Genomic DNA, 26,692 nt, shown 5'->3' on the forward strand with positions numbered 1-26,692 from the left:
CGGCGACACCGCTGTCCGGCGTGGCGGTGTGCCGACACAGGATTGTTGCCACCGGTTCGAGGACGTGGGCTGCGAGGTTTCCCTGGTCCGGCTCGGAGTACCGCCACCCACTCGAATCGAGAACCTCCCGGTGTTCCCCGACCTCGGGTCCGGTCAGCCGGTGATACTGCGCCAGCGGGTGCCTGGTCTTGCCGAAGACGCGGGCCACCTCAGCCCACGTCACGGGTCCGCCGTCCTCGCCCGTGGGCCGATCCCTTCGCGCCGGGTGGAACGCCCGGGCATATGCAGGGAAGCCGCGCGGCACGACGTTCAAATCGCGGCTGCCGGTGTCCAGCAACGGCCGCAGCCAGCTCCCGTTGTCAGCACTTATCGGTTCCACGGCCCCAGCCTAGTCTGCGGCGCGCCTATTGAGCCCGCGGCTCCTGAGCCTCACTGGACTGTGATCTTGATTCCGGCGACCGCCCCGGTCCAAGCGCCGGTCGGGTCTGGGCGGGTCAGCTGGGCACCGACGTACCCTTTCTGCAGTTGGACCACCTTCGAAAGGACCCCCGAGCAATCAACCTCCAGCGATACTGGCTCGACCCCATCTTGAGAGAGGAAGATCTGGGTGGCGGGAGTGCCAACGCAGGTCGCGGTGACAGTGTACGGACCAGTAGTCACCACCGTCGCGGCTTTGCTGAAGCCAACCCCTGGCCCGTCGGCCGGGCCAGCGTCGTCAAGAAGAACAGGCCCCGTGGCATTGGCCAGGCGCTTGTGGAGTATTGAGTAGTTGCTCGCTTCCACACCCAGAACGCCAGGGTCCTTCGCAGGGACGGTGGGCGCAGCCCGGTGACTTTGGACGGCAGTCGTTGGCTGTGGATCTCGGTCGTCCTCATAAGCACAGGCGGCCATGCCGTCGGCGAGCAGAGTCCCAATAATGAGTGCCGCAGCGCGACGGACTGTTTTCGTTCCACCAAGACCTGACATGGGCCGAGTCTACGGTCCGTCGCCGGATGGCAAGTCATCCGCCCTGGAGCCTGGCTCCTGTTGCGCGGCCCTAGACTCCGATCCCTGGTCATTGAGTCTGTTTGGTTAGATTGCCCTGGCAGTTGGATGATGCTGGGGAGAGGAACTGGCAGCTACCGTTCGTTCCCCATGCTGTCAGTCAGCGGGGCAGGGATCTCCACTGCCGGGCCTGGAAGGCCAGTAAGACGGTCCAGGCGATCGGCACCAGCAGGGAGGTGAACTCGCCCAGGAATGCTAGGACAGCAAAGACGACCCAGAACACCGCGGTGATGACGGAGAGCACGATCAGTGATTTGCGGGTGATCACGAAGGCGGGCATGTCGATGCCTTCGGCTCGGAGGGCCCGGGTTTCAGTGGTTGCTCCCCGGATCAGGGGAATGAAGACGGCCGCCAGGGCGGCAGCGAGCAGCACGGACCGCCACGGCTCGGGCATTCCTACTGCGCCAAGGACGCTCTGCAGGAGACTGCTCAAGAGGAAGAGCCACAGCATACCCCAGACGACCAGTCTGCGCCGCTTCGGTGGCATGCCCTCCAGAGAGTCGGACGGCCACGATTGCCACGCATACCTTTTACCGCCATCACCACTTTCCGAGGTCATGGGCACAGACTACGCGGGTTACTCCGGAGCCCACATGAACCGCGGTCCTGGCGTCCAGGGTCCAGAGGTGCGCCGAATGCCGGCATCTCCTCGGCGGCTACACCGGGGCATTAGTCGGTAAGCCAGCTGAGGTCGCGGACATGAAACGTCCTGGCAGGCGTCACGTACTCGGTCATGACCCCGTATTTGGTGTTCACGAACGCATACCCGGTGAAGCTGGGGTCTTCAATTGAGACCAGGGCAAACCTGACTCCTTCACCATCTGCTTCGGCTCCAGCCACCCGGAAGTCGTCCGCACTTCCGCCCCAGATGCGCATGGACAACGGGAAGAACAGGGCAACTTCCGGTGGAAGGTAATCGTCCCGGTCCCGAGGCACCTGCTCGACCTCCCCGGTGCCGTACTCGATCCTGCCGCCGTACGCGGGAGTGAACGACCAGGTTTTGTTTTCGTCGGTAACCGTCCAGGTCCCGTCGCTGTAGCTGACCATGATCACGGCTGACTGCCGGGCACCTCCGGCGTCCACCTGATCGACGGTGGCGCCCAGCCTGCGCTGCATGAGGGAGTTCCGCACGGCGGCCAGAACCGACAGCAGGGCCTCAAAGGATTCATCCACAACCGGCGCCCTTTACCTGGGGAACAGCGAGCAAGTTATTAGACGCCAACCTATCCGAAAATGGTGAACGGGCGCCGTGGGGTGATCATGACCGGGTTCCCCGGAACTTTCGTCGTGCGTCGGCGACGCCCTCCTCTGAGTGAAGTTCCGCCCATGTATGCTGCAACGCCACCATCCGCGGTGACTGGTCGAGGGCTGGCACCGTCCGTAGCGTTGCCGGTGGGGGAACCCTGGGCTGGGCAGACTTGCGTTGCCTTGGCTGACTCTTGCTTGAGCGCGCCGCAGCGGCAGCGATCTCCGGTCCACTGATGAGCGACCACTTCTCGGGTCGAAGGCGGTGCAGGAAGACCTGGCCGACAACTGCGTCGCAGGCGGGGCAGCAGAAGGCACTGTACTCCTTGCCTGAGGCTTTGGTGCGCCGGAGCCTAATGACGGCTTTGGGCACGTCGGCTTTGATCTCTTTGATCCACCGGTCGACGACGCGGTGGATCTCGGGACGGTTCTCGAACCGCTTCAGGCCGACTTCATCCCTGGCCTGGACTTCCGGGACCCGCGTCCACCGCTTGCCCTGCCCCGGGCTGCGGGCGGCCCAGACGAGCATCGGCTCCTCGCATTTCCAACACGCGTTCAATGTCGCCCAGATGAAGATGTCGGAGTCGGCGGGCACCCGATGCGGGCCGAAAGCAACGGAAGCCGGTGCGCTGCGTTCGTTCGTCTGCTGGACGGCCAGCTCGAAGGCGGCACGTTTCGCCTCCTCTGCTTTGAGCTGGGCAATCCGCCGCTCCTCCTCGGCCTTCCGGGCTTCTGCCTGTTGGGTCGGAGATCCTTTCGGCCAGTGCGGCCCGCGGTGGAGCAGTTGCCCGATGAATGCGTCCAGGTTTTTGGCCTGCTGGATGAAATTCAGGTCGACGTCGATCCGGAGCAGCTGTTCGACGTCTTCGGGGATGTCGGAGGATTTACCGAAACCGGTCACGACAGCCGGCACGGCGATGGGGCTGTACTCGAGCTCGCGGGGCACGAGCCACACGGGGAAGATGCCACCGTCGAAGTACCGCTGGCTCCGGCTGGCGTACCTGTCCGGCGTCTGGGAGGAGAGCTGGACCTCGAAGGCCACCTTTCGGGCTCCGTCATCAGACTCGGCGAGAACGTCGACGATCCACTCCCGGGAAGGATAGGGGTGCTCGATGATGGCATGCCACCCGGGCACCCGGTCGATGCCCAAGGCCAGGGCCTCCTTCATGGCCAGGTGCTGGGGCGTCTCGCCGCCGTGCTCGACACCGCAACCGGCGGTGGACAGGTGCGCGAAGAACTTGGTTTCACCGCGCGCTTTCGCCACGGCCCGGACGCCGCACAAGGGCATCACCAGTTGTCTGCGCTCCTCCGAGGACTGCAGTGCGAGCCAGGACTCACGCGTGTGCTTCGTGGCGTCGACCCGTTCCCCATCAAGCATGGCCACCAGCGGCATTGTCCACCCCCTGCAGCGGCCCCCTGCCGCTGACGGACCGATTCAACCACGGCCGCAGCGATCTTGCGAGGGGCATCATGGCGGGGGTGCGTCGGCCATCGGCGATCGGCGACGCCTGCTGAGTCGGGGCACCGGCGCCATATCACGACACACTCGACCCTGTTTCAGTGTCTGGCGCGCGTTTAAGGAAAACACAAGGTCATCTGGTGGATCTGTGGTTAGACTCGCGGCATAGGCGAGCGGGCTGGTCCGGCGCAGAAGAATCTATGGGGGGAACATGCTTCGCATTGCCAGCGAGCTGCGTATGCGGCTGGCCATTTCAGTCTTGGTCTGTTTGTCGCTCTTGTTCGTCGGGAGCCACCCCGCAGCAGCCGTCGTTGACACATCGAGCGCCAGCATCAGCGGGAAGATCACTGCTCCCGCCGGGGTTACATTGACTGCCTTGGCCGTGCTGGTGATGACCAGTTCCAACGGCTACGCGGGCACCGGCTTTGTTAATGCTGACGGAACGTACACGGTGTCGTCCCTTCAAGCAGGATCTTACAAGCTGAGCATTGGTGACATTTCTGGCCAAGACAGTGGCACACTGCCGCAGTGGTACAACAACGCGACCACCTTCGAGACGGCCACCCCCGTAACCGTCACGGTGGGCCAGGCCGTCACCGGCATCAACTTCACCCTCAAAAAAGATTCCCGCATCAGCGGAAAAGTCACTGCGCCGCCCGGCGTCAACCTGACCAAAGTGTTTGTCTACTCCTATGCGTCCGCGTCCGGCGCCTACGTCGGATTTTCCTTCGTTGGCGCCGACGGGACCTACAAGATTACCGGTCTGGTGGCGGGCAGCTACAAGCTGGAATTCGGCGGGACCGACACCAACGCCGTACCGCAGTGGTACAGCAACGCATCCTCCTCCGCGACTGCAACCCCGGTGGTCCTCACCGCGGGCCAGGCCGTCACTGGCATAAACGTCACCCTCAAAAAGGCTGCCAGCATCAGCGGGAAAATTACTGCTCCGTCCGGCGTCGACCTGACCCTCCTGAGCGTATCTGCTCAACCGACGGCCGGGTCGGACAATTTCACAGGCTTTGCCTCGGTCGGCTCTGATGGAACATACAAGGTGTCGGGGCTGGCGCCGGGCAGTTACAAACTGGACTTCGACGGAGGTGCGACCAGCGCCCTTACGCAGTGGTACAAGGATGCAGCCTCGTTCGAGACCGCGGCCCCGGTGACGGTCACAGAGGGCCAAGCCCTCGCCGGCATCAACGTCACTCTCAAGAAGGCTGCCAGCATCAGCGGCAAGATTACCGTACCGCCCGGCGTCGACCTGACCGACATGTATGTATCAACCGTGCAGTTGTCGACCGACACTAATCCCGGTGGGTTGGGGTTGGGATTCGTGCAGGCTGACGGGACATACACGATCACCCAACTTACTGCGGGCAGCTACAGACTATGTTTGTTCCGGGGGATCCTCCGCATCTTTCTGCAGTGCTACACAAACGCAGCCTCCTACGAGGCTGCGACTCTAGTGAACCTCACGTCCGGCCAGGACCTCACGGGTATCAACATTGCTCTGGCACCGGCCCTCGGGCCGGCTCCGGCGCCGACTATCACGGGTACGGCGAAAGTCGGTTCGACGTTGACGGCTGTTCCGGGAACGTGGGGTCCGGCGCCGGTGGCCCTGACCTATCAGTGGAAGGCCAACGGCGTCTCCATCACCGGGGCGACCGCCGCTACCTTCAAACCCGGCGCGGCGCAGGTGGGCAAGACCCTGACAGTCACCGTCACCGGCGCCAAGACCGGCTACACCACGGCCGCGAAGACCTCGGCTGCCGCAGCCGCCGTCGTTGCGGGCGCGCTCGGACCGGCTCCGGTGCCGACCATCACGGGTACGGCGAAAGTCGGTTCGACGTTGACGGCTGTTCCGGGAACGTGGGGTCCGGCGCCGGTGGCCCTGACGTATCAGTGGAAGGCCAACGGCGTCTCCATCACCGGGGCGACCGCCGCTACCTTCAAACCCGGCGCGGCACAGGTGGGCAAGACCATCACTGTCACCGTCACCGGCGCCAAGACCGGCTACACCACGGCCGCGAAGACCTCGGCTGCCGCAGCCGCCGTCGTTGCGGGCACGCTCGGGCCGGCTCCGGTGCCGACGATCACCGGTACGGCAAAGGTCGGCTCCACCCTGACGGCGGCTCCGGGAACGTGGGGACCTGCGCCGGTGGCCCTGGCGTACCAGTGGAAGGCCAACGGAGCCGCCATCACCGGCGCGACCGCCGCCACGTACAAGCCCGCCGCGGCACAGGTGGGCAAGACCATCACTGTCACCGTCACCGGCACGAAGGCCGGGTACACGACCATGTCGAAGACTTCCACCGCTACAGTTGCGGTGGCCCCGGGCACGCTCGGACCGGCGCCGGTGCCGACGATCACGGGAACGGTGAAGGTCGGCTCCACCCTGACGGCGGCTCCGGGGACGTGGGGACCTGCGCCGGTGGCCCTGGCGTACCAGTGGAAGGCCAACGGAGCCGCCATCACCGGCGCGACCGCCGCGACCTACAAGCTCACGACGGCCCAGGCGGGCAAGACCATCACGGTTACCGTCACCGGCACCAAGACCGGCTACACCACCAAGTCGAAGACCTCAGCGGCGACAGCTCGGGTCGTGTGACAAAGGGCCTCGTGCCTGGCAAGTAACCGACTGTCGCGGGTTAGTCGCCTGACGTGTCAGGACGCGGCTTCCAGCTTGGCGAGGCGCTCGGCGATCCGGCTTCCGTTCCGGCGTGCCTTCGGGCATTTGGCCAGCCACCGCTTCAGCACGGCGATCTCCTCGTCTTTCTGGGAAAGCTTCCGGTGGATGATGGCGGCCTGCTCGGTGTAACCCGGCGCGGGCTCCCGTCCTCCGGCGTCTCCTTCGGCGGCAGTGATGGCTTTGTAGCAGAGGACGAGAGCTTCTTCGAGCCGGCCGTCGCGATTCAGCTGTTTGATCGGCTCAATGAGCTCGAGATAGTGGACGCCGTCAACCATGCCGCGCTCGAACTGGGCAGCCCGGGCGCCTCCGCCGGTCAGGGCTTCCCGGACCATGGCGCTCCGGTCCCGGTGGGCTTCGTTGGCGCGTTCGGCGGTTGTGAGTCCCGGGGGATTGTCCTCCGTGTGATCCCATTCCGGCGGCCCGTCGCCGAGCCAGACGAAGGCCTTCGCCTTCAGCTTCGCTTCCCGCAGGACGTGGAGCTGGTACGTGGCCGGCGCACTGGCGCCCGGCTTCAGGCCGGTGCCCCTGTTGGCCGGGAACGGCAGGTAACCGACCTTTTCACCCTCGACGAGGACGGCGATCGCATGGGGGTCGGCGGGGTTGTCCGGTTCCAGCTGGAGCTGCGCGGGCCCCTCGTAGTAGCCACGGATGCCGAGGCTGTGGCGGTCAGCCAGGGCACCCACGGCCTCTTTGGTGAATGTGGTTGTTCCGGCCAGCTCTACGCAGCGGGCTGTCCCCGTCGATATGGTCACGCGGAGGCCTACGGGCGCTTCGGACAGAGAAGCAGGCTCTCCCGGCGGGACAGCCGTAGCCGGTTTCGTACCGAATGCTTGCCTGACCCAACTGCCGAGTCCCACGTATGTCCCCCTGAAGGATGCCGGCGGCCGATCAGCCGCGCACGCCCGACTTTACCAAGTCAGCCGCGGGCGTCCGGCAAGGGGGATCCCACCAGACGCGTGGACCCGAACGGTGTTCAGCGAATGGGATTCCTTGGACTGCGGGGCGTGACACTCCGGTTAGGAGTAGTGGGCCAAGTCGGGGACCGGTCGATGTAGTCCGTTTTCACAGAGCGCGACGTTTGGCGCCCGGTCGTAACACTCGACATGCTCAACGACGCAACCCGGAGGCTCAATGTATTTGCCCTGATGCTGCTGGGAACATCGGAGTCGTATCTGGGCCCGCCGGGGCAGCGGTTTGCCGACTGGCAGAGAGCGCAATTGCTGTTCGGTCGCGATGATGAAGCGATCACGCCCTTGGAGCATGATGGCCCGCATCTGGTCCGTGACAGCGGCTGTTGCCTTCCTGAAGACAACCTTCTCCCAACGAGGTTGTTACTCCACGCGACCGCCCGGTTCGGGCTAATTGGCCACCAAATCACCCGTGCGTTGTCGACCCCAGGACGAACATTCCTCACGAACGGGATCTGAACCGGAACGTCGGAGGTCAGGAAGCGGCCCTTCGGGTCGTCCCAAATCTCGAGTTGGCGGGTTGTCATGAGGTCTGCGGCGTCCCACATCGCTTGGAACGTGTTCTTAGTATGGATGTTGGCCAGGCGAAGTGGATCTGCGTCGTCGCGAGGGCTACTGAAGTCGTCTGCGCCCTGATCACCCATCCAGAGGTCGTACTGCTGCAGGAGCCGGCGGCTCTGCATGGTCCGCATTCTTTGAAGTGCGGCCGAAACGCCTGCCGCCATGAAGTCTTCGAAGGAGATGTCTCCGTCGTTACGAAGCCCGAGCAAGAGGTCTTGGACTCTGCGCAGTTCCTCATCAACGGCTCCAAACATGAGTTCTACCCGATTGTGGGGTTCGCCGTCAGAACCGACAACCCTGTAGAAATTCTCAGAGACGCACACGTCGCTGACGCCGAGCTTTTTGACCACTCCGGTTTCGGTGTTGAGCGTCCACACGCGTCTCCCATCGGCCGACCACCGCCTCAGGTGTGTCTTCGGCACGTAGTGGTGGCGTCTGGCCGCGGTGTCAGCAGCTGACCCGATTGCTATCAGACGCTCGAAATAACGTTGGGCCGACTGGCCGAGAATCTTCCCGCCACCTGTCACCGGGATCTCGCCCCAGGGATTGGGGACAATCTCCCGAAGCTGCCAGTCGTCGTGTGTAGCCCGGGAGATCATTCCCTCAGGGTAGCTGCCAAATATCGTCTCCTGGTCTAACGAACAGTAGGTCAAGAGCCGCGAGTGGAGCGCCCCCGGGGTTATGCCTTCCGTGGCGTAGCGGTCGCAAAATGTCGGTACGTTTTTCTGCTAAGTGTGTTCCCGTGCGACTCAGTCGCTGGCGCTCGGAGGATCCGGATGGTGGCACGCATACGATGTAGCCATGAACGAGGAGCCCCGTAAGCAGCCGCTCTTCCTCACCGTCGAGCAGGCCGCGCAAGAACTGAACGTCAGCGATGCGGCGATTAGGTCTCTGCTTCGAACTGGGGAGCTTAGAGGCTTTCAGGTCGGCGGCCGCGGCCAATGGTGTACCGGGATTGACGACCTGCAGGCCTACATCGACGAGGCGTATCGCCGCGTGGCCGAAAAGGTCTCGCGGGGTGAGTTCGCCGAAGTAGAGGTCGGGGACGAGTGATGCAACGGGGGCTTGGGATATGAAGGCCCAGCTGAGCGTCTAGGACACATGGTGTCAGGCCGCTCTAAAACGGTGGGGGCATGGACTTAACCTTGAAAGCGTGGTCCGAAGAATTGACCTACGCCCTAGCGATTGGCAGCCCCGGTGCCTGGGGAATGATGACGGTGGCAACATGCAAGACCGCCGCCGCCGGCGCGGAGGTCATGGAGACTGCAAGGAGAGTTGTCGCTGCTCGGGGACTCTCGCTCATAGAGCTCGACGCTCGAACAGTGGCTGCTGATCCGGGCCTCCTGCCCTCGGAGGCAGGTTTCGTCATCTTGCATGACGTCAAACTTCCCCTGCGGCCCGCTGTGCCCCTTCTCGTTGGAGGGTTCCAGCAACTCGTCATGAAAAATCTGTTCGTGGGAATGCTCGTAATGGGGTCGCCCGCTGGCATCAAAGCGCTGAGGCGCCAGGGCCTCGGGCTCGTCAACCGCGCAGAAGTCTTGGACGTCTAAATTGGCTGCGCGTAAGCCTCAAGCGTCTGAAGGAGCCGATCTTTGCCGCACCAGCAGATCGACGGGCCGCCGAGGTCGAGCAGGGGGTGACCATCCAGGCGGCGAAGACGTTGTGGGGGCCTGCAGTTTCAGGTCCGTCTCGAAGAGCTTCAACACGACGGGGTGCAGGCTGCTGTCGGGGCGGACCGGAATCGGGGCTGTAGGTACCGTCACAACCGGACCAGCTGCCGCATCGCCGGCTCGGGGTCATTTTGGAGGCCGGACATCCTCGTCTGCATGTCTTTCAGTGACGGCAGCATGAATTCCGTCTCCAAGCGTCCCAGAGCGTTTCGTCAACAAGGAATTCCGTGCTGCTCCAGGGGCGGCGTCAGGAGTAGGTCGGCGGCTGCGGGGTCGACGGGCTGAACGGTGGTTGCTGCTGCGGTACCGCCGCTTGGCCTGGCCAGTATCCGGGGAGAAATCCGCCGGGGATAGCGATCGGGAGGGCATCAATATTGACTAGAGCACGGTAGATGCTGACGCTGACCATGATGGACCCGACAAATGCTATTGCCTGCCGGGCGCGGGATCGAGGGGCTCGCTCATGGCTGGATTCTAACGGCAAATACAAGACGCCGGTCCTTCTCTCCAGGGGCTATCTGCCACGCCAATAAGCGGTCTTTTGTAAGGGACGGAACCGCCAAGGAAGGCTCCCGCGTCTGGCATGTTAGGCCATACAGCTATCGGCAGCCAATGCCCCAGTCAACACGCCGGCCGGCGTTACATCCGGTCTAGTCACGGATCGCCAGGCTCAAGAGAAAGATTGAGTGACTTGTCCATATCGGATCGACGTAGGGATCAATGCGAGACATCAGTTTCTTAGGTCAGTGGGACGAAGATGCTGCACTCCACTACATATCCACCCAGGAGCTCGGTCTGCGGCAGGCATCCGTGGTGGAGGACAGCGAAGCATCAGCGCTATTTACGGAATGGCATCGCGGGCAGCTTGGACTTGATGCGCCGGGGGAAGTTCTGCTGTCCTGCATTGATGCGAGCATTCAGGGGATTTTGAGGAAGGATGTCGTGGAGTCCTACCTCAGGCAGCCAGACCGAACCCTTGCTGGTAAGCCCTCATCCTGGGGGCTCTCGGTCCACTCGCTGCCGAGCTGAGTAATGGCAAAATTGTCCTCGTCGACGGAAATCACCGCTGGGCAGCAGCTCGGATCAAAGGTGAACCTTCATTCGTTGCCCAGATACTTAGAGGAAAATCGGCATAAGTGGCAGTATGAGCACGAAGCCGAATCTGACGGCCTTTTGATCCCGACATCCTGGACTTTCACGTCGTGAAACGTCATCAGGTTGTGACGGGAATGGGACAGGCGCGCCGGCCGCCGCAGCTCCTGGCCGGGCCGACGACTTCCACATCACCAGAACCGATGAAGATTCTGTTGGTCAACACGTCGAACTGAGGTTCGTGGTGCAGCTTCACTGACCTATGCTGTCACCGTGGCCGCTCTGCCAGCTGTGCTGGAGTACGGCCGAGGCCACGACAGCGGCCAAGCATGACATCGACGGCGTGATTTCGGAGGGAATCAAGATGAATTTTCCGAGGGGTTACATTGCTGAGGCCAAGCGGATCTTGAAGGCCGGGAAGTATGACAACGACGGGGCCCTCAAGCCGGACGGAACCGTCGTTACGGACCCGGAAGTGATTGCCGTGTTGAATGCGCTCATCGAGCTTGACATTGACGCGACCGAGAAAATTGGGCCGGGCATTGATCACTGGGTTGTGTTCAGCAACCGCGATCTGAAACTCAACCGAAATAGCGCCGGCTACAGGATCATGCAGGTGGACGGCACGGGGCTTATCAAGTTCGGATACGGTGACGTGCTTACCCCACCCAAGCCCCGGACGTTCGTTCAGCGGGCTCTAAATGACGAAGCAGCATCTCTGATGGTTGAATTCCGAACCGCCAAGTTCAATGCAGGACCAGTCTGTTGTAGTAAGACTGGCGTCCTGATTGAGGACTTCATCAATTCAAAAGCGATCCACCATGAGCCTTCGCGCGCTGAGCTTCACGAGGCGTTCTTGGCAAGCGAGGGGCTGACTTTTGAGACTGTCGCCCTTGTCAAGCAAGTACCGCCACGTTCGGGGCATCTGCTTGCAGATCGTGCCCTGACAGCCCGATGGGTCAATTACCAGCGGGCCCGACTTGACGGGCTACGCCTCGTCTACGCAGATCGATTCGACCGTTAGCAAGAGGCTCCGAGGGCAGTCAGCGCAATAGTGCAGACGGCCACCGCCACATACCTTCGAGACCCACTTTTCACCTATGGGTTGGTTGGGGGACTACGAGGTCGGCTGCGCCGGCGAACCTGTTGACTTGTCGCGCTTGTACATGACACTGGCTAGATGCCCGCTGCTGTCGGGAGCCTCCTGACGTTCTCGCAGGTAGGAGCGGATGGTGACGGCCGTTCGTTTGTGTCCTAGCTGTTGAGCCGCCTGGTCAATGGACACCGTTTCTCCGATGAACGTGCCAACCGAGCGGCGGAAGGTATGGGGCGTTGCGGTGTCAATGTCGCAGGACTCTCGGCGTTCCTGTTTTCTTCCCGAAGTTTCGTCCTCCTCAGGCAGGTCGTAGGTGATTTCCAGCTCCTGACGAACTATGCGCCACCGGCGGCGAAAATTGTTGAGTTGCATCCATTTGCCGCCCCGGGCGGCGAATATCGCGCCGTTGGGGTTAGCGCGCTGTTCGTTGGCTCGCCGGGCACGAAGCATGGCGGCCACCTCCGGGCTGATGCGAAGATCGAGGATCTTATCGTCCGTTTTCCTATAGCTATGGCGAAGCATCGGATGGCCCTTTTCCCATCCGACCTTGCCATTGATCTGAACCCAGTAGGAGCCCTTATCCGGTTTGTCGATGTGGACGTCCTCCCACCGCAGCGCAAGGAGCTCGGAGATTCTCATTCCGGTGGCCATGAGCAATTCCACACCGTCAGGAATGTCCAGGTTCTGGCGCGGTCCCGGCCGCCTAACCTGGACTTGTTTTTCTCCGTAGCTTCTTATGGCGGCCAGAACCGTTGCCATGTCTTCTTTCTCGATTATCTGGACCTGTTTCTTAGGAGGTCGAGGCAGTGAGGCTACTTGCCTCACTGGGTTTCCAGATATCAGGCCCCGGCCGGCACACCAAGTCAGGACGTTCGAGAGGACAGCACGATTATGTTCGGCCTTGGCATAGAAGCGTCCGCTGTCAACGATGCCGTGCAGAAAGTCGGCGCAAGTCTTGATGTCGATGTCAGCCAGCCGTAGTTCTCCGAGAGCCGGCACGATGTCGGCCCTCGCCATGCGGGCATACTCGTAGGCAGTACTGATCCGCAGTCCCTGGCCACCAGCCTGGATGTAAGCGATCCAGTCCTCAACCACGTGGGAAAAAAGAATGTCCGTCGGATGCGGTCGCTTGGTAGCTAATTTCTCTTCGGCTGACTTCTTTCTGATCTCATCCTGCGCAGCCATTTCCTGGAACAGAGCAAGGAGGGAGTACTCCGCCTTGCGAGCAGTGCTGCCAGTTCGGAACCGCTGGATAATAGCACCGTCCAAGTTCTTGTAACGCCCGTTTGCCACCCACCGGCCATCCGATCGCATCTTGGCGCGAGGAACCTTTCCCCAGGATCCGGGGCGAATCTCATGGTTGGCCATTACGCTGCCCTCGGCGTAACGCGCTGCGCAGCAATCCAGTCTGCCAAGTCTTCGATCGCGTATACGACGTGCCCATCCACTTGCCGGTAGTAGGGCGGACCCTTGCGCTGCGCGGCCCAATTTGCCAGGGTCCCTGGTGACCGACGCAAGTAGCTTGCGACTTCGCCGCGTGTCATGAGTTGCTTGGGCATCCACTGGATGCCGTATGTCGTGCCTTTAGATGCTTCCATATTGATTTCTATGCGGCCACTTCGCTGGCGGGTGTCACTTTGCGCGGCTGATCCCGAGACGACTCCGGCATAACACTTTGCATAACACTTTGGGCGTGAACGGGCGTGAACCTGAGGTGACCGCCCGTGACCTCCGATGAAGCCGACGCGGTATCCCGGCACGTCAGAGGGGCAAATAGTGACATGGAGTGACTTGGCGTTATCCCGCGTTCGCATCGAAGAGGTCAGGAGTTCGAATCTCTTTAGCCCGGAGGTTTGCACCGGGTCGGTGTTGACGGTGTCAACACTTTCGGCTTCGGATCGGGTCGTACATCGGCCGGACTGGCTCGGATTCCCTGTGTGTCAGGCTGTTGTGTGACAGGTTCCCTGTTGCTGGAGCCGGTGCTCAGAGCGGGGGAAAGGTCCATCATGGATTTCGTTATGCCTGTTCGTGTTTCGAACCGGAAGCACTTCACTACCGACCAGAAGCACGCGATTCTGGACGAGTACGACAAATGCCTCGAGTGGGGCTCTAAAGCCGCATTCATCAGGGCGGCGGGCATCACCGAGGGCACCATGAACCATTGGTGCCGCCAGCGGGAGTCCGGGGAGCTGAGGTCCAGATCCGACAACGTCAAGGAGGACCAGCGATTGAACGCAGGCGATAAGCAGTTGCTCAAACGGGTCTTGAAGGAAAACGAAATCCTCAAGGCCAAGCTGGCACGGTCCGAGGCTGCCGTGGACATTCTGGGAAAAGCTTCCGCGCTCTTGGACGCGATGGCCAAGAGCGCGGCGGCGACGGATCCAAAAGTGGAGGAGCCGGAGCCGGGCCGGCCGGAGTGGCTGACGCCAAAACCCGGAAAGACATCGCCCTGACCTTTGCCGGGAAACTGATCACGGCCGGCTGGTCCGCGGTGAAGGCCTGTGCCCTGGTGGGCGTTCACCGCACGGCCTGGTACCGGCGTCTGAGCCCGGCTGCACCGCCGGGGATCCTGGTGCCCCATGCCGACCGGGACTACCCGAACCGGATCAGCGATGCCGAAGCCGGCGCCTTCATGGAGTTGCTGAACTCCAGGGAATACGCCGACCTCTCCGTCACCCAGGCCTACTACCGGATGCTCGACGCGGGGCACTGCTTCTTCTCCATCGCCGCCGCCCACCGGATCGTGGCCCGGAACGGGCAGAACGGCGACCGCCGCGACCAGCACACGGGAACCGGCCCCAAACGAGCCAAACCCATCATCCACGCGACCGCCCCGAACCAGCTGTGGAGCTGGGACATCACGATGCTCCACGGCCCGGGCAAACACACCTACCGGCTCTACGCGATCCTGGACGTGTTCTCCCGCAGAGTCGTCGGGCACCGCGTCGAACACACCGAAACGGCCACCCTCGCCGCCGCGCTGATCAAGGGCGCGGTCACCGAAAACCGGCAGCACCCTGCCGTGCTCCACGCCGACAACGGCGCACCCATGCGGGCCGGCAGCACCCTCCAGCTTGCCCAGTCCCTGGGCATCACGCTGTCCTACTCGCGCCCGCGGGTCTCCGACGACAACCCCTACTCGGAATCCCTGTTCAAGACAGTGAAATACGACCTGGACTTTCCCCGCCGATTCCAGGACCTCCAGCACGCCCGCGAATACATGGCGGCATTCTTCGCGGACTACAACGCCAACCACCGCCACAGCGGCCTGAACTACTACACGCCCGACACCGTCCACGAAGGACGAGTCGACCAGGCCCGCCGGCGGCGGCAGGCAACCCTCAACGCCTGCCACGCCCGGCATCCTCACCGCTACCGGAACAAACCCACCGCACCAGCCGCACCGGCCCACGCCGGCATCAACTACAAAACCAACCAGCTGTCACAAACAGCTTGATATATACCGGATTGGCTATGTTTCCGGGGCTTCCCTGTGTTTGCAGGGGTCGGAATGTAGTTCGAGTCCCACCTTGGGCACGCAAACCCCCTCGTCAGAGGGGGTTTTTGCTTTTGACGTGTGTACAAAAGCTTGGTGGCGTCCTCTGACCCTTGGTTCGCGGGCTTGTGGCCTGGCCGCCGCGGTGGCCTATTCAGGTGTGCGGGGAGCGGGTTCAGGACCCTGGTTGGTGGGCTCTCCGCCTGTTCTGTACTGGGGGTTATACGGTTCCTCCTATGGGTTCTGATAGGTAGGTCTGGGCGCGGCCTACACTCTTTCATGGGGTAGGGGAGTGGGTACGACATGACTACGACAGAATTCGGTTCTGTAGATTTCCGCCCATCAGTTTCCCGTCGTTGACAGTGAGGGAAGGCGGCTTTGTCCGGCCAAAGGGGGTGTGGACACTGTCCACACTTAAGCCCGCGCCCCGGAACTCGTCAGCGAAGGCTCGCATTTTCACGCCGTCGCCGCTGCTGCGGCGGAGCGCGGGCTGAGGGTTGGAGCCGGCACTGTGACGACTGTCGAACAACTTGACGCCGCGCAGGGCGCCGGTGTCTCCTTTGGCTGCCGCCGGCGCCCGGCACCGGCAGCACTTCCAGTTCAGCATCCTGCGGGTGTTCTCGCCGAGCGCCCCAGCCGCCCAGCTGGATGCGGCCGAAGCCCACTTCAAGCGGGCCCTCCTCACCCGCAGTTCGGCATGAACCTGAATTGACGCTTTCCAGGTACGCGTCACAGCGTCCCAGGCCGGCCGGCGGCCGCGGGGAGGCATGAACCCCCTGACCGCGTCTTGGGAACGGAATCTGGCGGGAATTATGCGCCCTGGAAGAGCTCGTCCTGTAGGGCATTTAGGCGGGCTTCGGGCCAAGGAGACCGCAACCTCAGCGGGTACGGCTTCTTAGCTGGGAGCCATGCACAGTTCCGCGTCGATCCTGGCGTTGCGTGCCGATGAAATTGTTGCTCTTGGCCAGGTTGCGGCGCCCTCATGCTGATCACCCCGCATCACCCGCATCGCACTCGGCGGCTGCCTTGAACTTGAAGAATTAGCTCGGACCCAGCGGATTAGCGGCCTGCCTCGAGCGGGCCGGGCGGGTGACGCCGGCTGCGGCTACTCCTGCCAGCAGGACGATCAGGGCCGCGATCTGTTGCCAGTCCCCGTCGAACAGGTCGAGCTTGTCCGCCGCGGAGGCATTAAACGATGCATGCAGCAGCCCCACTATGAATAGGCTATGGCCCGTTCCCAGGTAGACGATGCCCATAAGCAGGCGGAAGAACGGCGCGAAAAGGAACAGGACTGCCCAGGTCACCGCCACGTCGGTCCAGGGCGTGCCGGCGAAACCCCTCTCAGCGAAGGCGAAGGGCACATGGATAAGCGCGAAAGGGATGGCGGTCAGCAGGGCAGCACTAACCTGCCCGTTCCGGTCCATGAGCCGGTGCTGTACCACGCCGGTCCACGCCAGCTCCTCCCAGATGTTGCCGAGTAAGGCACCGATGATCAGGGTGTTCTGCAGATAGCTTCCCATCAAGGCTGCCCACCCTCCGGCGGGCAAATGGAATGTTCCGGTGGCTGCCGAAATGAGGACCGTTAGCGTGGGAAGGGCCAGCAGCGCTATTGCATACCAGCCCGGGGCCACCCTCCAGCGTAATGCCCGGCGGAAGAGGTCACGTATTGCCGGCCGTCCGTCCGCGACGCCGGTCACCAGAGTTGCCGTTCCCACCAGTATCAGGAGCTCCGCGAGGATTCCAGGCAGGATATTCCCCAGCATTACGATGGAGACGATCTGGGCAGTCCAAGACAGCGGGATGGCGATCACCAAGAACGCTGCTACCGGATGCTGCTTGATCACGGACGAAGTCCCAACAGAACTGTGCGAATTCATCAGCCGTACCGTCACTCAGATGCCTGTTGGTCGGGGACTGCAGCGCATGCCGCTCGCGGCGAAACAGCGCTGAGCCGCTGACACGGGAAACAGGACTATTGTCCGCCCCGGAAGGTTCCGGGACAAGCAAGTTACGGAGCACTCCGTGCCGGCGCATAGGGGCCGCACTCTTCCCCCTGCCATCGATGCGCAGGCAGCACCGGCGCGACTGGAACACGAGGATGGGCGCGGGCGCCCGACATCATCGCGGCGGGTTGTAGTCTTGTTGGTTGAAACGCCGATAACCGCCGTTTCGTCATCGTGAACAGTGATTAGTGCAGGCCCCCGCACGGGGCCTCCCAGACATGGTGCCCGGGGCGTCCTTGCGTTTTAAGTCTGTGAGGACAGTGGTAGTCCACCTGCGTCAATGTCGGACGGACCATTCCTCGTGGTAGGCACGTGGTCCTGGTAGCCGGCGGCAAGAATTCGTAGCATCGAGTGTCGGGCAAGAGTCAGCGCCCCCCGATTGTGCAGGGTCCGTGGTCCCTTCAGCCGCGGCCGAGGCTTTCCATGCCGCCACAATGCTGCGCTTCTCCGCGCATTCGGACAACAAGGCCTCATTGAGAGTTTGCCGGGATCGCGGAACCCCCGGTCCAGCGCTCCCATCCTGCTTGACGTCTCGTCCCTGAAGCTGTGCCCCCCGCTCAGCTATGCGCGCCTCCAGGAAGTCGACGAGATTCATTCCCCCGCCTTAGTGGTGCACCATGGCCCCATACACTCTCAACGGCGTCGTGCACGAGTACCTGATGCCTGATCCGGCCAATCACCGAAGGACGCCCGGTCGTGGGTGTAATCCAAGTGAACGAGGTCACTGCGGGTGTTCAATGCGACGTGGTCCCATCTCGTGATAGCGGCCGAGTTTCCACCGAACGAGGTGTAGGAGTGGGGACATCCGCAACGCAGGCCTGAAGAGCCGACTGTGGCTGGGTATATTGCAGTACTCCACAGTACTTGGTATGCTCCGAAACAATACCAGATACCGCCAAGGAATATGGAGCGCATCGTGAACGACAACGAAGGATTCTCGCTCATCTCGGTCCCGAACGAGCACGTCGGGGCCGTCTACCGGCTCCTCGCCGACTTGTTCGAACGCGAGGATCTCGCTGAACGCGGCAGCTTGGTCCCCAACGAGGCGCAGGCCAACGCCCCGCTCTGGCCTCTCGAGAAGCTCATCCAATTCGCCAGCGACCGATCAAAGACCGCGTCGATCATCGGAGAGATCCTGGATGTCCTCGTCGATCGTCCTGAACGCCGGCTCAGCATCGACGAGCTCGCCAAGGAAACTGAACGACCTCGCAGCCAAGTCAAGATGGCCTGGACCCACCTCGGCCGCACCATCCGCGCCAGGTACGACACGAAGGCCTGGCCGCTCACCGCCAAGTGGGCAGCCAATATGGACCCCCGTCCGGAAGGCCCAAACGTCGTGTACTACTGGCTCACCGACGAACAGGCAGAACTGTGGAAGCAGGCGCGTGACGCCAGCCGAGACAGCTGACGACTGGCGAACAGAAGAGCGGCCCGCGTGATCGGCGGGCCGCTCTTCTGTTCGCCAGCGCGCCGAGAGCCGGTCTCCGGCGGAGCCTCCCCAGGCCAAGGAAGTCACGTGACGCCCTGCGCTGACTCTGTGGCGTGACTCTGCCGGGCTGTAGGAAGTCGTCCTATGGCGGAGGGTTTCGGGGGAGTAGATTTGACTGTCGAGAGACTATGGGGGAAAGAGAATCCATCGGATGACAGAAGACTTTTTGTCGGGCCTTGACGATCAGCGTCCCCACAATTGGATTGACGCGTTCCCTTGGCTAAAGGGAGTTGTTGACGCTGGAGCCCTTCCGATTTGGGCGGACGCGATCGAAGGCAAGAGTATGGCCGTCCGCATTCAGCGACTGGGACAGCTCTCGGAACTTGCTATGGAGCGACTCAGCCAATGGACCATCGGCCAGATATTTCCTGGCCTTACCCCTGAGTTGAATCTACTCGAAATCCGGCTCCCCGCGCGCGCAGCCAACGCTCTAGAACGTCATGGCTGCAACACAGCAGCAGTTTTGATCCCTGTCCGACTTGAGGAAATGATGAAGTGGCGCAACGTCGGCGTCGGAACCATAGACTCTATCCTTCAGGCCCTGGCAGACGCCTCGACATCCATGGCGACGCCAGCCGTTACGAGTGATTTACCGTCGTTCGAGCAGCCGCAGCTCGAAATACCGCCGACGCTGTTAGTCACGCAGCCCAAAGTACTGCCGACATAGTTGGCCTCGTTGATCGATGATCTCAGGCGGATCGCCGGTTGGTACGCCCTGGTCGGGCTTCCAGAACAGCCACTGTTTGGGGCGCCGCTCACTCCAGGAAGTCCTAAAGAAGTAGTCGAGGCTCGTCAGCGGCTCGAATCTCTGCAGGCGAGGGCATTGCTAAACGGAGAGTCCGGGACTGACGTCGCTGTCCTATTCGACAAAGCCCTGGCCACCCTTGATAACCGTGCTGTCAACGTTCTCGCAAAAAGGGTGTTTGCTGACGTTCCCCTCACTTTGGACGAACTGGGTAAGTTGCATGGCGTTACTCGTGAACGCGTGCGTCAGATCGAAGGCAGGGCCCGCGGGGCCCTGCTCGGCTACATCTGCGGGGGCGGGCCGCTGGCGATGGTCGCGGATGCCGCCCGAAGGCTTATCGGAACGATTCGACCACTGGAGGACCTGCTTGCCCTAATGCCATCCCTTGGAAAGACAGTCGAAGCTGTGGGGCAGCCCGCCTGGCGGGTGCTTGACGGGCTAGATGATGCGTACGAGATCGAGGAGGGCTGGTGTGCGGTGCCAACCCTTCAATCCGCCGAGACAGTCACCCGGGCGCAACTCGAGGAACGGGCAGACCAATACGGTGTCGCGCGCCTCGCCGAGCTTGACCTGATCGAAACTAGCCACCCCGAGCAGTTGTCAGATCTAACGGCGGCCTGGTTGCGGCGACTCGGCTACACCGTGGAGGACCACGTTGTTTTAACACGTGTGCAGTCTGTCGGTGACTATGCCGCCGCAGTGCTGTCCGTGACAGGCTCCCCGATGGGGGCGCAGGAAATCGTAGACCGCTTCGTGTTCGATCGCACTGTTGGCTCACTCAAGACCGCGCTGAGTCTTGACGAGCGCTTTGAACGCGTCGACCGGGACCGTTGGGCGCTTAGGGAATGGGGAATGGAAGCCTACGCCGGCATACGTTCCGTCATTCGCGAGTAGGTGACACGGAACGGCGGAGGTGTCAATCTAAACGACCTGATTGAGCACATCACGGGCCGTTACACCGTGACAGCGAACAGCGTGGTCGCTTACGCCGGCATGAGGCCGTTCGAGATCCAAGACGGGGTCGTCCGCATGCACTCTGGAAATCACGAAATACGGTAGTCACCTGGTCCTGCTTCCTGGTCCGCCACCGTTCACAGAAGGTGCGCGAGAAAGACGCCCACCTAATGCGTCGAATGTGAGGACTGAACGGTTCTGGCCGGCTGTCCCGGAGCACATCTGGGACAGCATCCGCGAGGAGATCACCCTGCCGACCCTGGCGCTGAAGAACCCGCACAACGTCTTGGCTCCCAGGCTGGTCACCCCGCTGTCTAAAGAAGCCAGCTCCCGGCCCGTGGACAAGCTGGACAGCAGGCCGCTACTTCAGCCTTCCCTCGCAGCCTTCGCTGACAGTACCGTCTAGGATCCGGGCGGCTGCGCCACCTGGGTAGGGTGACTAGCCTAGGTACTAAGGCGTGCCACTCGGGATGCGAAACAGGATCACTTCCTGTCGGGCATGGCCGGTTCATCGTGGCAGGATTCAAGCATGACTCCCAGACCGCCGTTACCCCAGACCATCCAGATTTACCTTCCGCAGGGTGACCCGGCGGGTATCCGGATGGCTGAGATCACCACACGGACAGTGAGGGTTTTCGAGGTGCCGCGGCTTCCTTGATGGGCTCTATCACGGCGAGGTAGGCCTCGCTGCCACACTGCGAGCAGCTAAAGGTCTTGCTCCGATAGTCGACTTCCTGCAGACCGGCCAGGTGAGGCCGCGCGAGCGGCGGCAAACGTCACAGCGAAGGGAGAGCGGACCGAACCGCACGAAACTACATGCCTTCTTTCATCTCCTCCAGGTGGTGCCGTTGGACCACGCAATCTCGCGCCCGTTCGGACTAACCTTGCCCGTATACGCTTGGACATACTGACCGCCGGTAAATGTCATCTGCAGGACATCTCCGACCAGCACTCCGTCACCGCGTTTAAAGTGAGGGTTAGCAACGGTGGCAATTGCGGTAACCTGGGTCCCGTTCTGCTGAATCGTTAGGGTACCCCAATCGCCACTTATGTCGATGGTTGCCATTATCTGCCTCCCTTTTTTGTGCAGTCTACCTCGTGAATGGGGGGGGTATGGTCCGCTCTACTGGTGGAAATGACATCTCGGCCGCCTAAATGGATCAAGCCGCAGCTCCCCGCGCTATCAGCTCCTCGATCTTTTTTATGAAGCCTCCGAGCGTCTCATGGAGTTGCTTCGCCTCCTCAAAGGAGCATTGCGCTGTCGCCGGTGCCGGGGTCTGGTTCGGCCCATTCGAGTGCGGCCACAAGGGGGACTGTCTCTAGCTCCTCTGTCAAGCGGCGAGGATGAGCGTGCTGGCTGCGGAGGTTTTGTGATCGTCGATCAGGGCCCGGTATACGACGTCGGATAGTCGGCGTTTGAGGATACGCAGTGCTTCCGTGGCCGCCGTCCCCGCCTGCTTTACGGCGGGCCAGAAGCTCTCGAGCACCCGGATGGCAGCGGGCCTGGGTCAACGCTATCCGGTGCAGCGCCGCGTTCAGCTGTCTGTTCCCGGTTCGGGAGAGTCGGTGCCGGGCCTTGTTCGAAGACCACACCGGCAGCGGTGCAGTGCCGTTATGGCGTGCGTAGGCGTCCTTCGAGCGGAATCGCGTAACGCCGGCGGTCTCTCCCAGGATCTTCGCCGCCGTCAAGGACCCGCAGCCGACGATCGCCAGCAGTGCCGGAGCGATCACTGGGATCCGGCGGCTGAGTTCGGCCGTGAGTTCATCGATCTCCTCGGTTAGGCGGTGCAGATGGGTGAGGAGCCGTTGTGCGAGGTCGGCGACGATCCCGGAGAAGTCTTCCAGGTGGAATTTGATGCGTGCGAACGCGCTGGCCCGGTCGAAGTTGGCCGGGGACGCCCATGCAGGATCGAGCTCGTGCAGATGCCAGCGGAGCCTGCTGATCACGCGGGTCCGTTCAGCGACGAGGTCCTCGCGGTGGTCGACCAGGAGGCGGATCTCGCGTTCGGCGCCGTCGAGACGGGCGGCGGGCAGATCGGGTTCTCGCAGGGCGGCACGTGCAATCGCGAGAGCGTCGATCGGGTCGACTTACCGAACGTGCGGGCGCTGTCCCGAACATGGGACATCAGCTTAGGAGGCACCCGCACGACCTGTTCGCCCGCCACGAGGAGGTCGCGTTCCAATCGTCTGCTCAGATGCCGGCAGTCCTCGATCGCCCAAAGCCGTTCCTGATCATCATGCTTGTTCGCCCATGCCAGCAGGGCCAGATGGTCGTTGCTAGTCGTGCCGATCGTCTTGACCGCGATCTGCCTGCCAACCGTATCCGCGATCACGGCCGTGTGGGAGCGCTTGTGCGCATCGATTCCGATGATCACCATGGTCTTGTCTCCTTTCCTTCTACGGGTCGGGATGCAGGACCGCGGCTGGGTGCCGAGCGCGCAGCCCAGGCACCTAAGGTGGCAATGAGGGACATCCTCGGCTATGCCACCATCGGGGGAGCCAAAGCCATCGGACAGGAATCCGAAATAGGTTCGCTCACCCCGGGCAAGCGTGCAGACATCCAGCTCATCGACACCCATGCCCTCAACCTCGGACCCGTGCAGGACCCGGCCGCGTCCATCGTCCTGGCTGCCCATGAAGGCAACGTCCGGCACGTCCTCGTCGGCGGAAAATTCGTCAAACGAAACGGTGTCCTGCTGGGCGTCAACACGGAAGAGCTGATGGATGAAGCCCGCCGCTCCCAGCAGGGCCTTCTGGAACGTGCCGGCAGGTACAAGTCCATGGCCGGAGTCTGACACTGCCAGAAGCATCCAGCTGCGAGCAGCATCCCAATAGGAGCCCGACAACCAATGAAGCGTGCCCTCAGCTTCCTCGATGGCCGGGAACTGGACGCCGCCACGTTCAATCACCGGGACCGCGAATGGCAAAACTACGGAAGGGAAGTCTGGTCTGCCTCGGATGCGCGTCCCCAGCGTACTTCCGCTCCTCGACCACGACGAGGGCGGCTTCGTTCGGAGCGACGCACGCGGGAAACTGTCCTCTTCGGAAGCCTTGGAGTGTCTTTCGATACCTCCAGTAGGACGCCCGGGTCTGGCAAAGATCCTCGGATCTGCAGTTCACACAGGATCTAGAGCTAGGCCGCAGTCCGGGCTTTGCGCGAACCTGCTGTGAACCCAGTCGCTGTTGTGGCCCCTTTGACGATCGGACCTGCTGCAACACCGGCCGGGCGCGCAGTAGTACCGGATAACCCGGCAGCAACACCCCATTCCCAAAAACGCTGGTCGGATTCCCGGCATGCCCCCGCAACAGCAGCCCGAAAGTCGGGTGCCAGGAGTCCGACCGACATACGTCAGCCGGTCGTATTGTTTAGCCCGAGCAGCTGCAGAGACCGAAGTGATCGAGCAGACGATCATGACGCCGTCTCGTATTTGATCCCAACACAATCAAAGCCCACTTGGACGGCGCTCGAAGCGACAAAATCGTAATCAGATGCGGGATTCGCTCAGCTAATGACGGCGCGAACACACCCGCCGATAATGCAGATTCCGTCAAATTAGCATGGACCCTCAATTAGGTCCTCCGCGGGCCGCGGGTGGAAGGTCGCTTCTTTCAAAATGCCCTAAAGAAGGAGTGTTGACACTGTCAACACTCCTTGCCGCGGATTGGACTGGATTGTCTGCGGATTGCTTCGGATTCCGCATATTTCCGGGGGAGTCCAGTGTTTGCAATGGCAGGAATGCAGTTCGAGTCCCACCTCGGGCACAGTGTTTCCGTAGGTCAGAGGCCTGTTTACTCTTTTGTTGTTGACAAAGCTTGACGCTTTAGCAACTCGAGGTGTATGGCAGGACCCATTGGGTGCGCCTGGTAGCAGTGTATTTCCCTGACCATGTTCTGGTGTCTAAACGGGCCGCAGAGCCCTTTGTGACCAGCTACCGCATAGACGTTTGAGACTGGCCAAGGATGCACGAGTCAGCGCCAGCGAGCGGTGACTTGCTCGTAACCGCGGAGTCAGCGTGTTAAGCAATCACGCTGAGGTTTAGACACTGGTCAGGAAAAGGGAAGCAAGGCCCGTTCTTCCCAATGCGCCACTTCCTACCTGACGTCGAAATGGGAGCAGCCCAATGCACACGAAATGAGATGTTGATGTCGTGAAGTCGGCCTGTAGGGCACCGCTGGCAGGAGCCGAGTATATGAGAAGTTGCAAAGGAGCGGCATGACCTAACCTTCGGTCATTCTGAAGGTTGTCCCATTACTCCAAAGTAATAGTTCCCTTGGGTAGAGCTCTTCGTTCGCATCGAAGAGGTCAGGGGTCCGAATCCCCTTAGCTCCACGAATTGCAAGGAATTTTGGGTCGTCGGATCCCCGGCATAAACACTCTGGTAACACTTTGCCGCCGAAAACGCGTGTGAACGGCGTTGGCCAAGGTAGTCATGCGATTGATTGTAGTGACCTCCGGGCATAGGGGCGTATAGACGCCGCCCGGCTAGCTCGTTTTCTCGCGCGTCTCTCCCCACGCTTTGGTCGAATCATCGGAGCCGTGCAGAACGACGCTGAGCAGGGCATCGCCATGCCGGGTAGATTGCCACCGGCAGGCCACAGCAACGCCATGTTCAACTTCAGGTACTGGTCGTACTGCGGCAGCGGACATCGAGATGAAGCAGCAGGCGCAGGTGAACGCAATGCGTGACTACTACGCCGGCTTCATCGCCGAGGCGAACAAGTAGGCAGCACCTTCAACTGTAGGGGAGTGACCCGGCCGGAATTATCGGCCGTGCTGTTCCTTTGCCTACCCGCAGTCGTTGCAGATGCCGGTGGCAGGCAGCTGGAGTCCGTAGCCGGGACACACGGCTATAGGGCGCGGCGCGGTCTTCTTCGAGGGGTTCATCCGGGCCTCGTACCTCCTGGTCAGCCGCGGCTCAGCATCAGCGGGAAGGTCCTCGCAGTAGACCTTGTAGCACTCCAGGCGCTCGACCGCGGCCGCCCTTTCCCGCTCCAGATCCGTCGCGGGAATGTCCTTGTCGGAGGCGCGCAGCACCTCGTTGAAGCCGGAGCCCCGCGTCCCGTCGGACGCGGTGACAACCAGCGACGACAGCGCTGGCAGGCCTCGGTCAAGGCAGATATGGATTACCCGGTTCAGGAGCTTGCCGCTGAAGTTGGTGAGCAGCTGTCCGGTCCTGATCGCCGTCTCCTCCATCACCCCGGAGGCAAGGTCGGAGTAGATGATGTGGCTGTTGCAGGTCCGGGCCACCTCTTCCGTAATCGGGATCAAGCTTCCGCCCATTCGGCAATAGCCTGCGGGAAGGGGATCCGAACGTTCCGGTGCGGTTCACGCCAAGTTCCTGGCAAGGTTTCCATGGTCCTGCTTTCTGTCGTCTCTGCTGCTGCGTGGGGTGGCTCTACCGACGCCAAGGCGGCAGGGCCGGTGCAGGCGCCGCTGCGGCATCACCGGCAACGGGTGTCCGGTACTGAAGCATGGCCTCGGGATCCGTCACGTGGCGGGCGCCGTCGGCGAACTCGGCACGAAAGGTGAGCCCGGCGGGTGTTTCGTCACGGGTCAGGCGGGACAGCCCGCCCAGGTCCTCCCCGGAGGGCAGGAAGAACGTGCGGCCGAAGTGCTTGGCCTTCAGGCTGCCGGCCTTCAGCACCATCCAGCCTTTCGGGTTCCTGCGCTCGTCGGTGTGGTCCAGCGTCGGCGCGCAAAGCGGACACGTTGCGTACCTGTCCAGTGCCTCGATCTGCTCACGCGTCTTTAGCCGCGGCATGTCCGGGGCGTTGTCGTCGCTGCCGTGCCAATCCCGTACCCGCTCCAGGTGGCGCAGGTACGGCGCCCAGGCCACGTCGCGGTCCATGAACCGCTGTATGGTCGGGCACGTCGGGAGATGCACCTTCCCGGCGTCGGACAGGACGAAATATTCGCCGGCGGCGGCCCACTCGTCCAGGCTCGCTGTCTCCCGCCGGATGGTGGCCTTTAGCTGCTCCCGCAGTTCCTCGTCGGTGAGGTAGTCCATGCGCCTGAGATAGTCCTCGTTGGCTGCCAGGTCCCGTGAGGCTTCCTCTTCGGTCATCCACGGTTTCGTGCCGTTCTCCATGCCGTTCCCCTTGTCGTCTGCCACAGCTTACCGGCGCTGTTACGGTGAGGCCGGAAGGGCCGTCGTCGGTTTCGCCGCATAGGGATACCAGCGGC

25 protein-coding genes, 1 tRNA gene and 1 pseudogene are annotated in these 26,692 nt (G+C 62.1%); 13 read left to right on the forward strand and 14 right to left on the reverse strand.

What is annotated here, in order from left to right; genetic code table 11:
• From LQV16_RS01645 to LQV16_RS01660, 4 genes and pseudogenes are all read right to left on the reverse strand, one after another.
• Positions 1-379: pseudogene (locus LQV16_RS01645) on the reverse strand (hypothetical protein); the annotation flags it as partial.
• A gap of 765 nt (positions 380-1,144) precedes the next feature.
• Positions 1,145-1,477: a hypothetical protein gene (locus LQV16_RS01650; protein ID WP_229992206.1), complete on the reverse strand. Its 333-nt coding sequence runs from the start codon at positions 1,475-1,477 to the stop codon at positions 1,145-1,147.
• Positions 1,478-1,713: 236 nt separating this feature from the next.
• Entirely contained in the window at positions 1,714-2,217 is a 504-nt protein-coding gene (locus LQV16_RS01655; RefSeq protein WP_229992207.1) for a hypothetical protein, read from the reverse strand.
• Positions 2,218-2,302: 85 nt separating this feature from the next.
• Positions 2,303-3,667, reverse strand: a complete 1,365-nt coding sequence (locus LQV16_RS01660) for a competence protein CoiA family protein (RefSeq protein ID WP_229992254.1) — start codon at positions 3,665-3,667, stop codon at positions 2,303-2,305.
• 292 nt (positions 3,668-3,959) lie between these two features.
• On the opposite strand from LQV16_RS01660, the gene LQV16_RS01665 reads away from it, so the two are divergent.
• A complete protein-coding gene (locus LQV16_RS01665; protein WP_229992208.1) occupies positions 3,960-6,353 on the forward strand; it encodes a carboxypeptidase regulatory-like domain-containing protein in 2,394 nt (797 codons plus the stop codon).
• Positions 6,354-6,409: 56 nt separating this feature from the next.
• Here LQV16_RS01665 and LQV16_RS01670 read toward each other — a convergent pair whose 3' ends face one another.
• Both LQV16_RS01670 and LQV16_RS01675 read right to left on the reverse strand, forming a co-directional pair.
• A complete protein-coding gene (locus tag LQV16_RS01670; protein WP_229992209.1) occupies positions 6,410-7,186 on the reverse strand; it encodes a hypothetical protein in 777 nt (258 codons plus the stop codon).
• Between the two features lie 221 nt (positions 7,187-7,407).
• Positions 7,408-8,562 carry a DUF4238 domain-containing protein gene (locus LQV16_RS01675; protein ID WP_229992210.1) on the reverse strand — a complete coding sequence of 385 codons (1,155 nt, stop codon included), beginning with the start codon at positions 8,560-8,562 and terminating at the stop codon, positions 7,408-7,410.
• 202 nt (positions 8,563-8,764) lie between these two features.
• On the opposite strand from LQV16_RS01675, the gene LQV16_RS01680 reads away from it, so the two are divergent.
• From LQV16_RS01680 to LQV16_RS01690, 3 genes are all read left to right on the forward strand, one after another.
• The gene (locus tag LQV16_RS01680) at positions 8,765-9,016 is read left to right on the forward strand and encodes a helix-turn-helix domain-containing protein (protein WP_229992211.1); all 252 of its coding nucleotides are present in this window, start codon (positions 8,765-8,767) and stop codon (positions 9,014-9,016) included.
• Between the two features lie 80 nt (positions 9,017-9,096).
• A complete protein-coding gene (locus tag LQV16_RS01685) occupies positions 9,097-9,513 on the forward strand; it encodes a hypothetical protein (RefSeq protein WP_229992212.1) in 417 nt (138 codons plus the stop codon).
• 1,474 nt (positions 9,514-10,987) lie between these two features.
• The gene (locus LQV16_RS01690; protein ID WP_229992213.1) at positions 10,988-11,749 is read left to right on the forward strand and encodes a hypothetical protein; all 762 of its coding nucleotides are present in this window, start codon (positions 10,988-10,990) and stop codon (positions 11,747-11,749) included.
• Positions 11,750-11,842: 93 nt separating this feature from the next.
• On the opposite strand, the gene LQV16_RS01695 is transcribed toward LQV16_RS01690, so the two are convergent.
• The gene (locus LQV16_RS01695) at positions 11,843-13,189 is read right to left on the reverse strand and encodes a site-specific integrase (protein ID WP_229992214.1); all 1,347 of its coding nucleotides are present in this window, start codon (positions 13,187-13,189) and stop codon (positions 11,843-11,845) included.
• Complete coding sequence (locus tag LQV16_RS23630; protein WP_356815648.1) at positions 13,189-13,635, reverse strand: helix-turn-helix domain-containing protein; 447 nt, start codon at positions 13,633-13,635, stop codon at positions 13,189-13,191. The genes LQV16_RS01695 and LQV16_RS23630 overlap by 1 nt, the downstream gene beginning before the upstream one ends.
• Before the next feature lie 204 nt (positions 13,636-13,839).
• Between LQV16_RS23630 and LQV16_RS01700 the strand changes: the two genes are divergently transcribed.
• The 3 genes from LQV16_RS01700 (at position 13,840) to LQV16_RS01710 (ending at position 16,018) form a co-directional block, all read left to right on the forward strand.
• Positions 13,840-14,274 carry a hypothetical protein gene (locus LQV16_RS01700; RefSeq protein WP_229992215.1) on the forward strand — a complete coding sequence of 145 codons (435 nt, stop codon included), beginning with the start codon at positions 13,840-13,842 and terminating at the stop codon, positions 14,272-14,274.
• On the forward strand, positions 14,238-15,278 hold the full coding sequence (locus tag LQV16_RS01705; protein ID WP_229992216.1) for an IS3 family transposase: 1,041 nt from the start codon (positions 14,238-14,240) through the stop codon (positions 15,276-15,278). The genes LQV16_RS01700 and LQV16_RS01705 overlap by 37 nt, the downstream gene beginning before the upstream one ends.
• 590 nt (positions 15,279-15,868) lie before the next feature.
• Entirely contained in the window at positions 15,869-16,018 is a 150-nt protein-coding gene (locus LQV16_RS01710) for a hypothetical protein (RefSeq protein WP_229992217.1), read from the forward strand.
• A gap of 339 nt (positions 16,019-16,357) precedes the next feature.
• On the opposite strand, the gene LQV16_RS01715 is transcribed toward LQV16_RS01710, so the two are convergent.
• On the reverse strand, positions 16,358-17,161 hold the full coding sequence (locus LQV16_RS01715; protein WP_229992218.1) for a CPBP family intramembrane glutamic endopeptidase: 804 nt from the start codon (positions 17,159-17,161) through the stop codon (positions 16,358-16,360).
• 1,075 nt (positions 17,162-18,236) lie between these two features.
• Here LQV16_RS01715 and LQV16_RS01720 point away from each other — a divergent pair.
• The 4 genes from LQV16_RS01720 (at position 18,237) to LQV16_RS01735 (ending at position 20,914) form a co-directional block, all read left to right on the forward strand.
• Complete coding sequence (locus LQV16_RS01720; protein ID WP_229992219.1) at positions 18,237-18,728, forward strand: hypothetical protein; 492 nt, start codon at positions 18,237-18,239, stop codon at positions 18,726-18,728.
• Positions 18,729-18,960: 232 nt separating this feature from the next.
• The gene (locus LQV16_RS01725; protein WP_229992220.1) at positions 18,961-19,476 is read left to right on the forward strand and encodes a DNA-directed RNA polymerase subunit alpha C-terminal domain-containing protein; all 516 of its coding nucleotides are present in this window, start codon (positions 18,961-18,963) and stop codon (positions 19,474-19,476) included.
• A gap of 9 nt (positions 19,477-19,485) precedes the next feature.
• Positions 19,486-20,448 carry a sigma factor-like helix-turn-helix DNA-binding protein gene (locus LQV16_RS01730; RefSeq protein WP_229992221.1) on the forward strand — a complete coding sequence of 321 codons (963 nt, stop codon included), beginning with the start codon at positions 19,486-19,488 and terminating at the stop codon, positions 20,446-20,448.
• A gap of 241 nt (positions 20,449-20,689) precedes the next feature.
• Positions 20,690-20,914, forward strand: a complete 225-nt coding sequence (locus tag LQV16_RS01735) for a hypothetical protein (protein ID WP_229992222.1) — start codon at positions 20,690-20,692, stop codon at positions 20,912-20,914.
• A 420-nt stretch (positions 20,915-21,334) separates the two neighbouring features.
• Here LQV16_RS01735 and LQV16_RS01740 read toward each other — a convergent pair whose 3' ends face one another.
• The 3 genes from LQV16_RS01740 to LQV16_RS01750 form a co-directional block, all read right to left on the reverse strand.
• Positions 21,335-21,574: a hypothetical protein gene (locus LQV16_RS01740; protein WP_229992223.1), complete on the reverse strand. Its 240-nt coding sequence runs from the start codon at positions 21,572-21,574 to the stop codon at positions 21,335-21,337.
• Between the two features lie 176 nt (positions 21,575-21,750).
• A complete protein-coding gene (locus LQV16_RS01745) occupies positions 21,751-22,557 on the reverse strand; it encodes a transposase (RefSeq protein ID WP_356815650.1) in 807 nt (268 codons plus the stop codon).
• Complete coding sequence (locus tag LQV16_RS01750) at positions 22,452-22,886, reverse strand: transposase (RefSeq protein WP_253073982.1); 435 nt, start codon at positions 22,884-22,886, stop codon at positions 22,452-22,454. Before LQV16_RS01750 ends, LQV16_RS01745 begins: the two co-directional genes overlap by 106 nt.
• Here LQV16_RS01750 and LQV16_RS23535 point away from each other — a divergent pair.
• Both LQV16_RS23535 and LQV16_RS01760 read left to right on the forward strand, forming a co-directional pair.
• Complete coding sequence (locus LQV16_RS23535) at positions 22,776-23,303, forward strand: amidohydrolase family protein (RefSeq protein ID WP_290369309.1); 528 nt, start codon at positions 22,776-22,778, stop codon at positions 23,301-23,303. The two genes, LQV16_RS01750 and LQV16_RS23535, sit on opposite strands and share 111 nt — an antisense overlap.
• 1,467 nt (positions 23,304-24,770) lie before the next feature.
• Positions 24,771-24,838 (forward strand) — tRNA-Ala (locus LQV16_RS01760).
• Between the two features lie 456 nt (positions 24,839-25,294).
• On the opposite strand, the gene LQV16_RS01765 is transcribed toward LQV16_RS01760, so the two are convergent.
• A complete protein-coding gene (locus LQV16_RS01765) occupies positions 25,295-25,777 on the reverse strand; it encodes a hypothetical protein (protein WP_229992225.1) in 483 nt (160 codons plus the stop codon).
• Between the two features lie 127 nt (positions 25,778-25,904).
• On the reverse strand, positions 25,905-26,597 hold the full coding sequence (locus LQV16_RS01770; RefSeq protein WP_229992226.1) for a hypothetical protein: 693 nt from the start codon (positions 26,595-26,597) through the stop codon (positions 25,905-25,907).
• Between the last annotated feature and the right edge of the window lie 95 nt (positions 26,598-26,692).

This window comes from Arthrobacter sp. Bi26, assembly GCF_918697925.1.
GTDB lineage: Bacteria > Actinomycetota > Actinomycetes > Actinomycetales > Micrococcaceae > Arthrobacter.

What these genes read in the sequence shown, in the direction of transcription:
- LQV16_RS01750 (WP_253073982.1), bottom strand. Translation starts at nt 22,886, where the DNA reads ATGGTGATCATCGGAATCGATGCGCACAAGCGCTCCCACACGGCCGTG.
- LQV16_RS01770 (WP_229992226.1), bottom strand. Translation starts at nt 26,597, where the DNA reads ATGGAGAACGGCACGAAACCGTGGATGACCGAAGAGGAAGCCTCACGG.
- LQV16_RS01725 (WP_229992220.1), top strand. Translation starts at nt 18,961, where the DNA reads ATGACAGAAGACTTTTTGTCGGGCCTTGACGATCAGCGTCCCCACAAT.
- LQV16_RS23630 (WP_356815648.1), bottom strand. Translation starts at nt 13,635, where the DNA reads ATGCGAACGCGGGATAACGCCAAGTCACTCCATGTCACTATTTGCCCC.
- LQV16_RS01700 (WP_229992215.1), top strand. Translation starts at nt 13,840, where the DNA reads ATGCCTGTTCGTGTTTCGAACCGGAAGCACTTCACTACCGACCAGAAG.
- LQV16_RS01690 (WP_229992213.1), top strand. Translation starts at nt 10,988, where the DNA reads ATGCTGTCACCGTGGCCGCTCTGCCAGCTGTGCTGGAGTACGGCCGAG.
- LQV16_RS01675 (WP_229992210.1), bottom strand. Translation starts at nt 8,562, where the DNA reads ATGATCTCCCGGGCTACACACGACGACTGGCAGCTTCGGGAGATTGTC.
- LQV16_RS01680 (WP_229992211.1), top strand. Translation starts at nt 8,765, where the DNA reads ATGAACGAGGAGCCCCGTAAGCAGCCGCTCTTCCTCACCGTCGAGCAG.
- LQV16_RS01695 (WP_229992214.1), bottom strand. Translation starts at nt 13,189, where the DNA reads ATGGCCAACCATGAGATTCGCCCCGGATCCTGGGGAAAGGTTCCTCGC.
- LQV16_RS01660 (WP_229992254.1), bottom strand. Translation starts at nt 3,667, where the DNA reads ATGCTTGATGGGGAACGGGTCGACGCCACGAAGCACACGCGTGAGTCC.
- LQV16_RS23535 (WP_290369309.1), top strand. Translation starts at nt 22,776, where the DNA reads ATGGTCGTTGCTAGTCGTGCCGATCGTCTTGACCGCGATCTGCCTGCC.
- LQV16_RS01685 (WP_229992212.1), top strand. Translation starts at nt 9,097, where the DNA reads ATGGACTTAACCTTGAAAGCGTGGTCCGAAGAATTGACCTACGCCCTA.
- LQV16_RS01740 (WP_229992223.1), bottom strand. Translation starts at nt 21,574, where the DNA reads ATGGCAACCATCGACATAAGTGGCGATTGGGGTACCCTAACGATTCAG.
- LQV16_RS01665 (WP_229992208.1), top strand. Translation starts at nt 3,960, where the DNA reads ATGCTTCGCATTGCCAGCGAGCTGCGTATGCGGCTGGCCATTTCAGTC.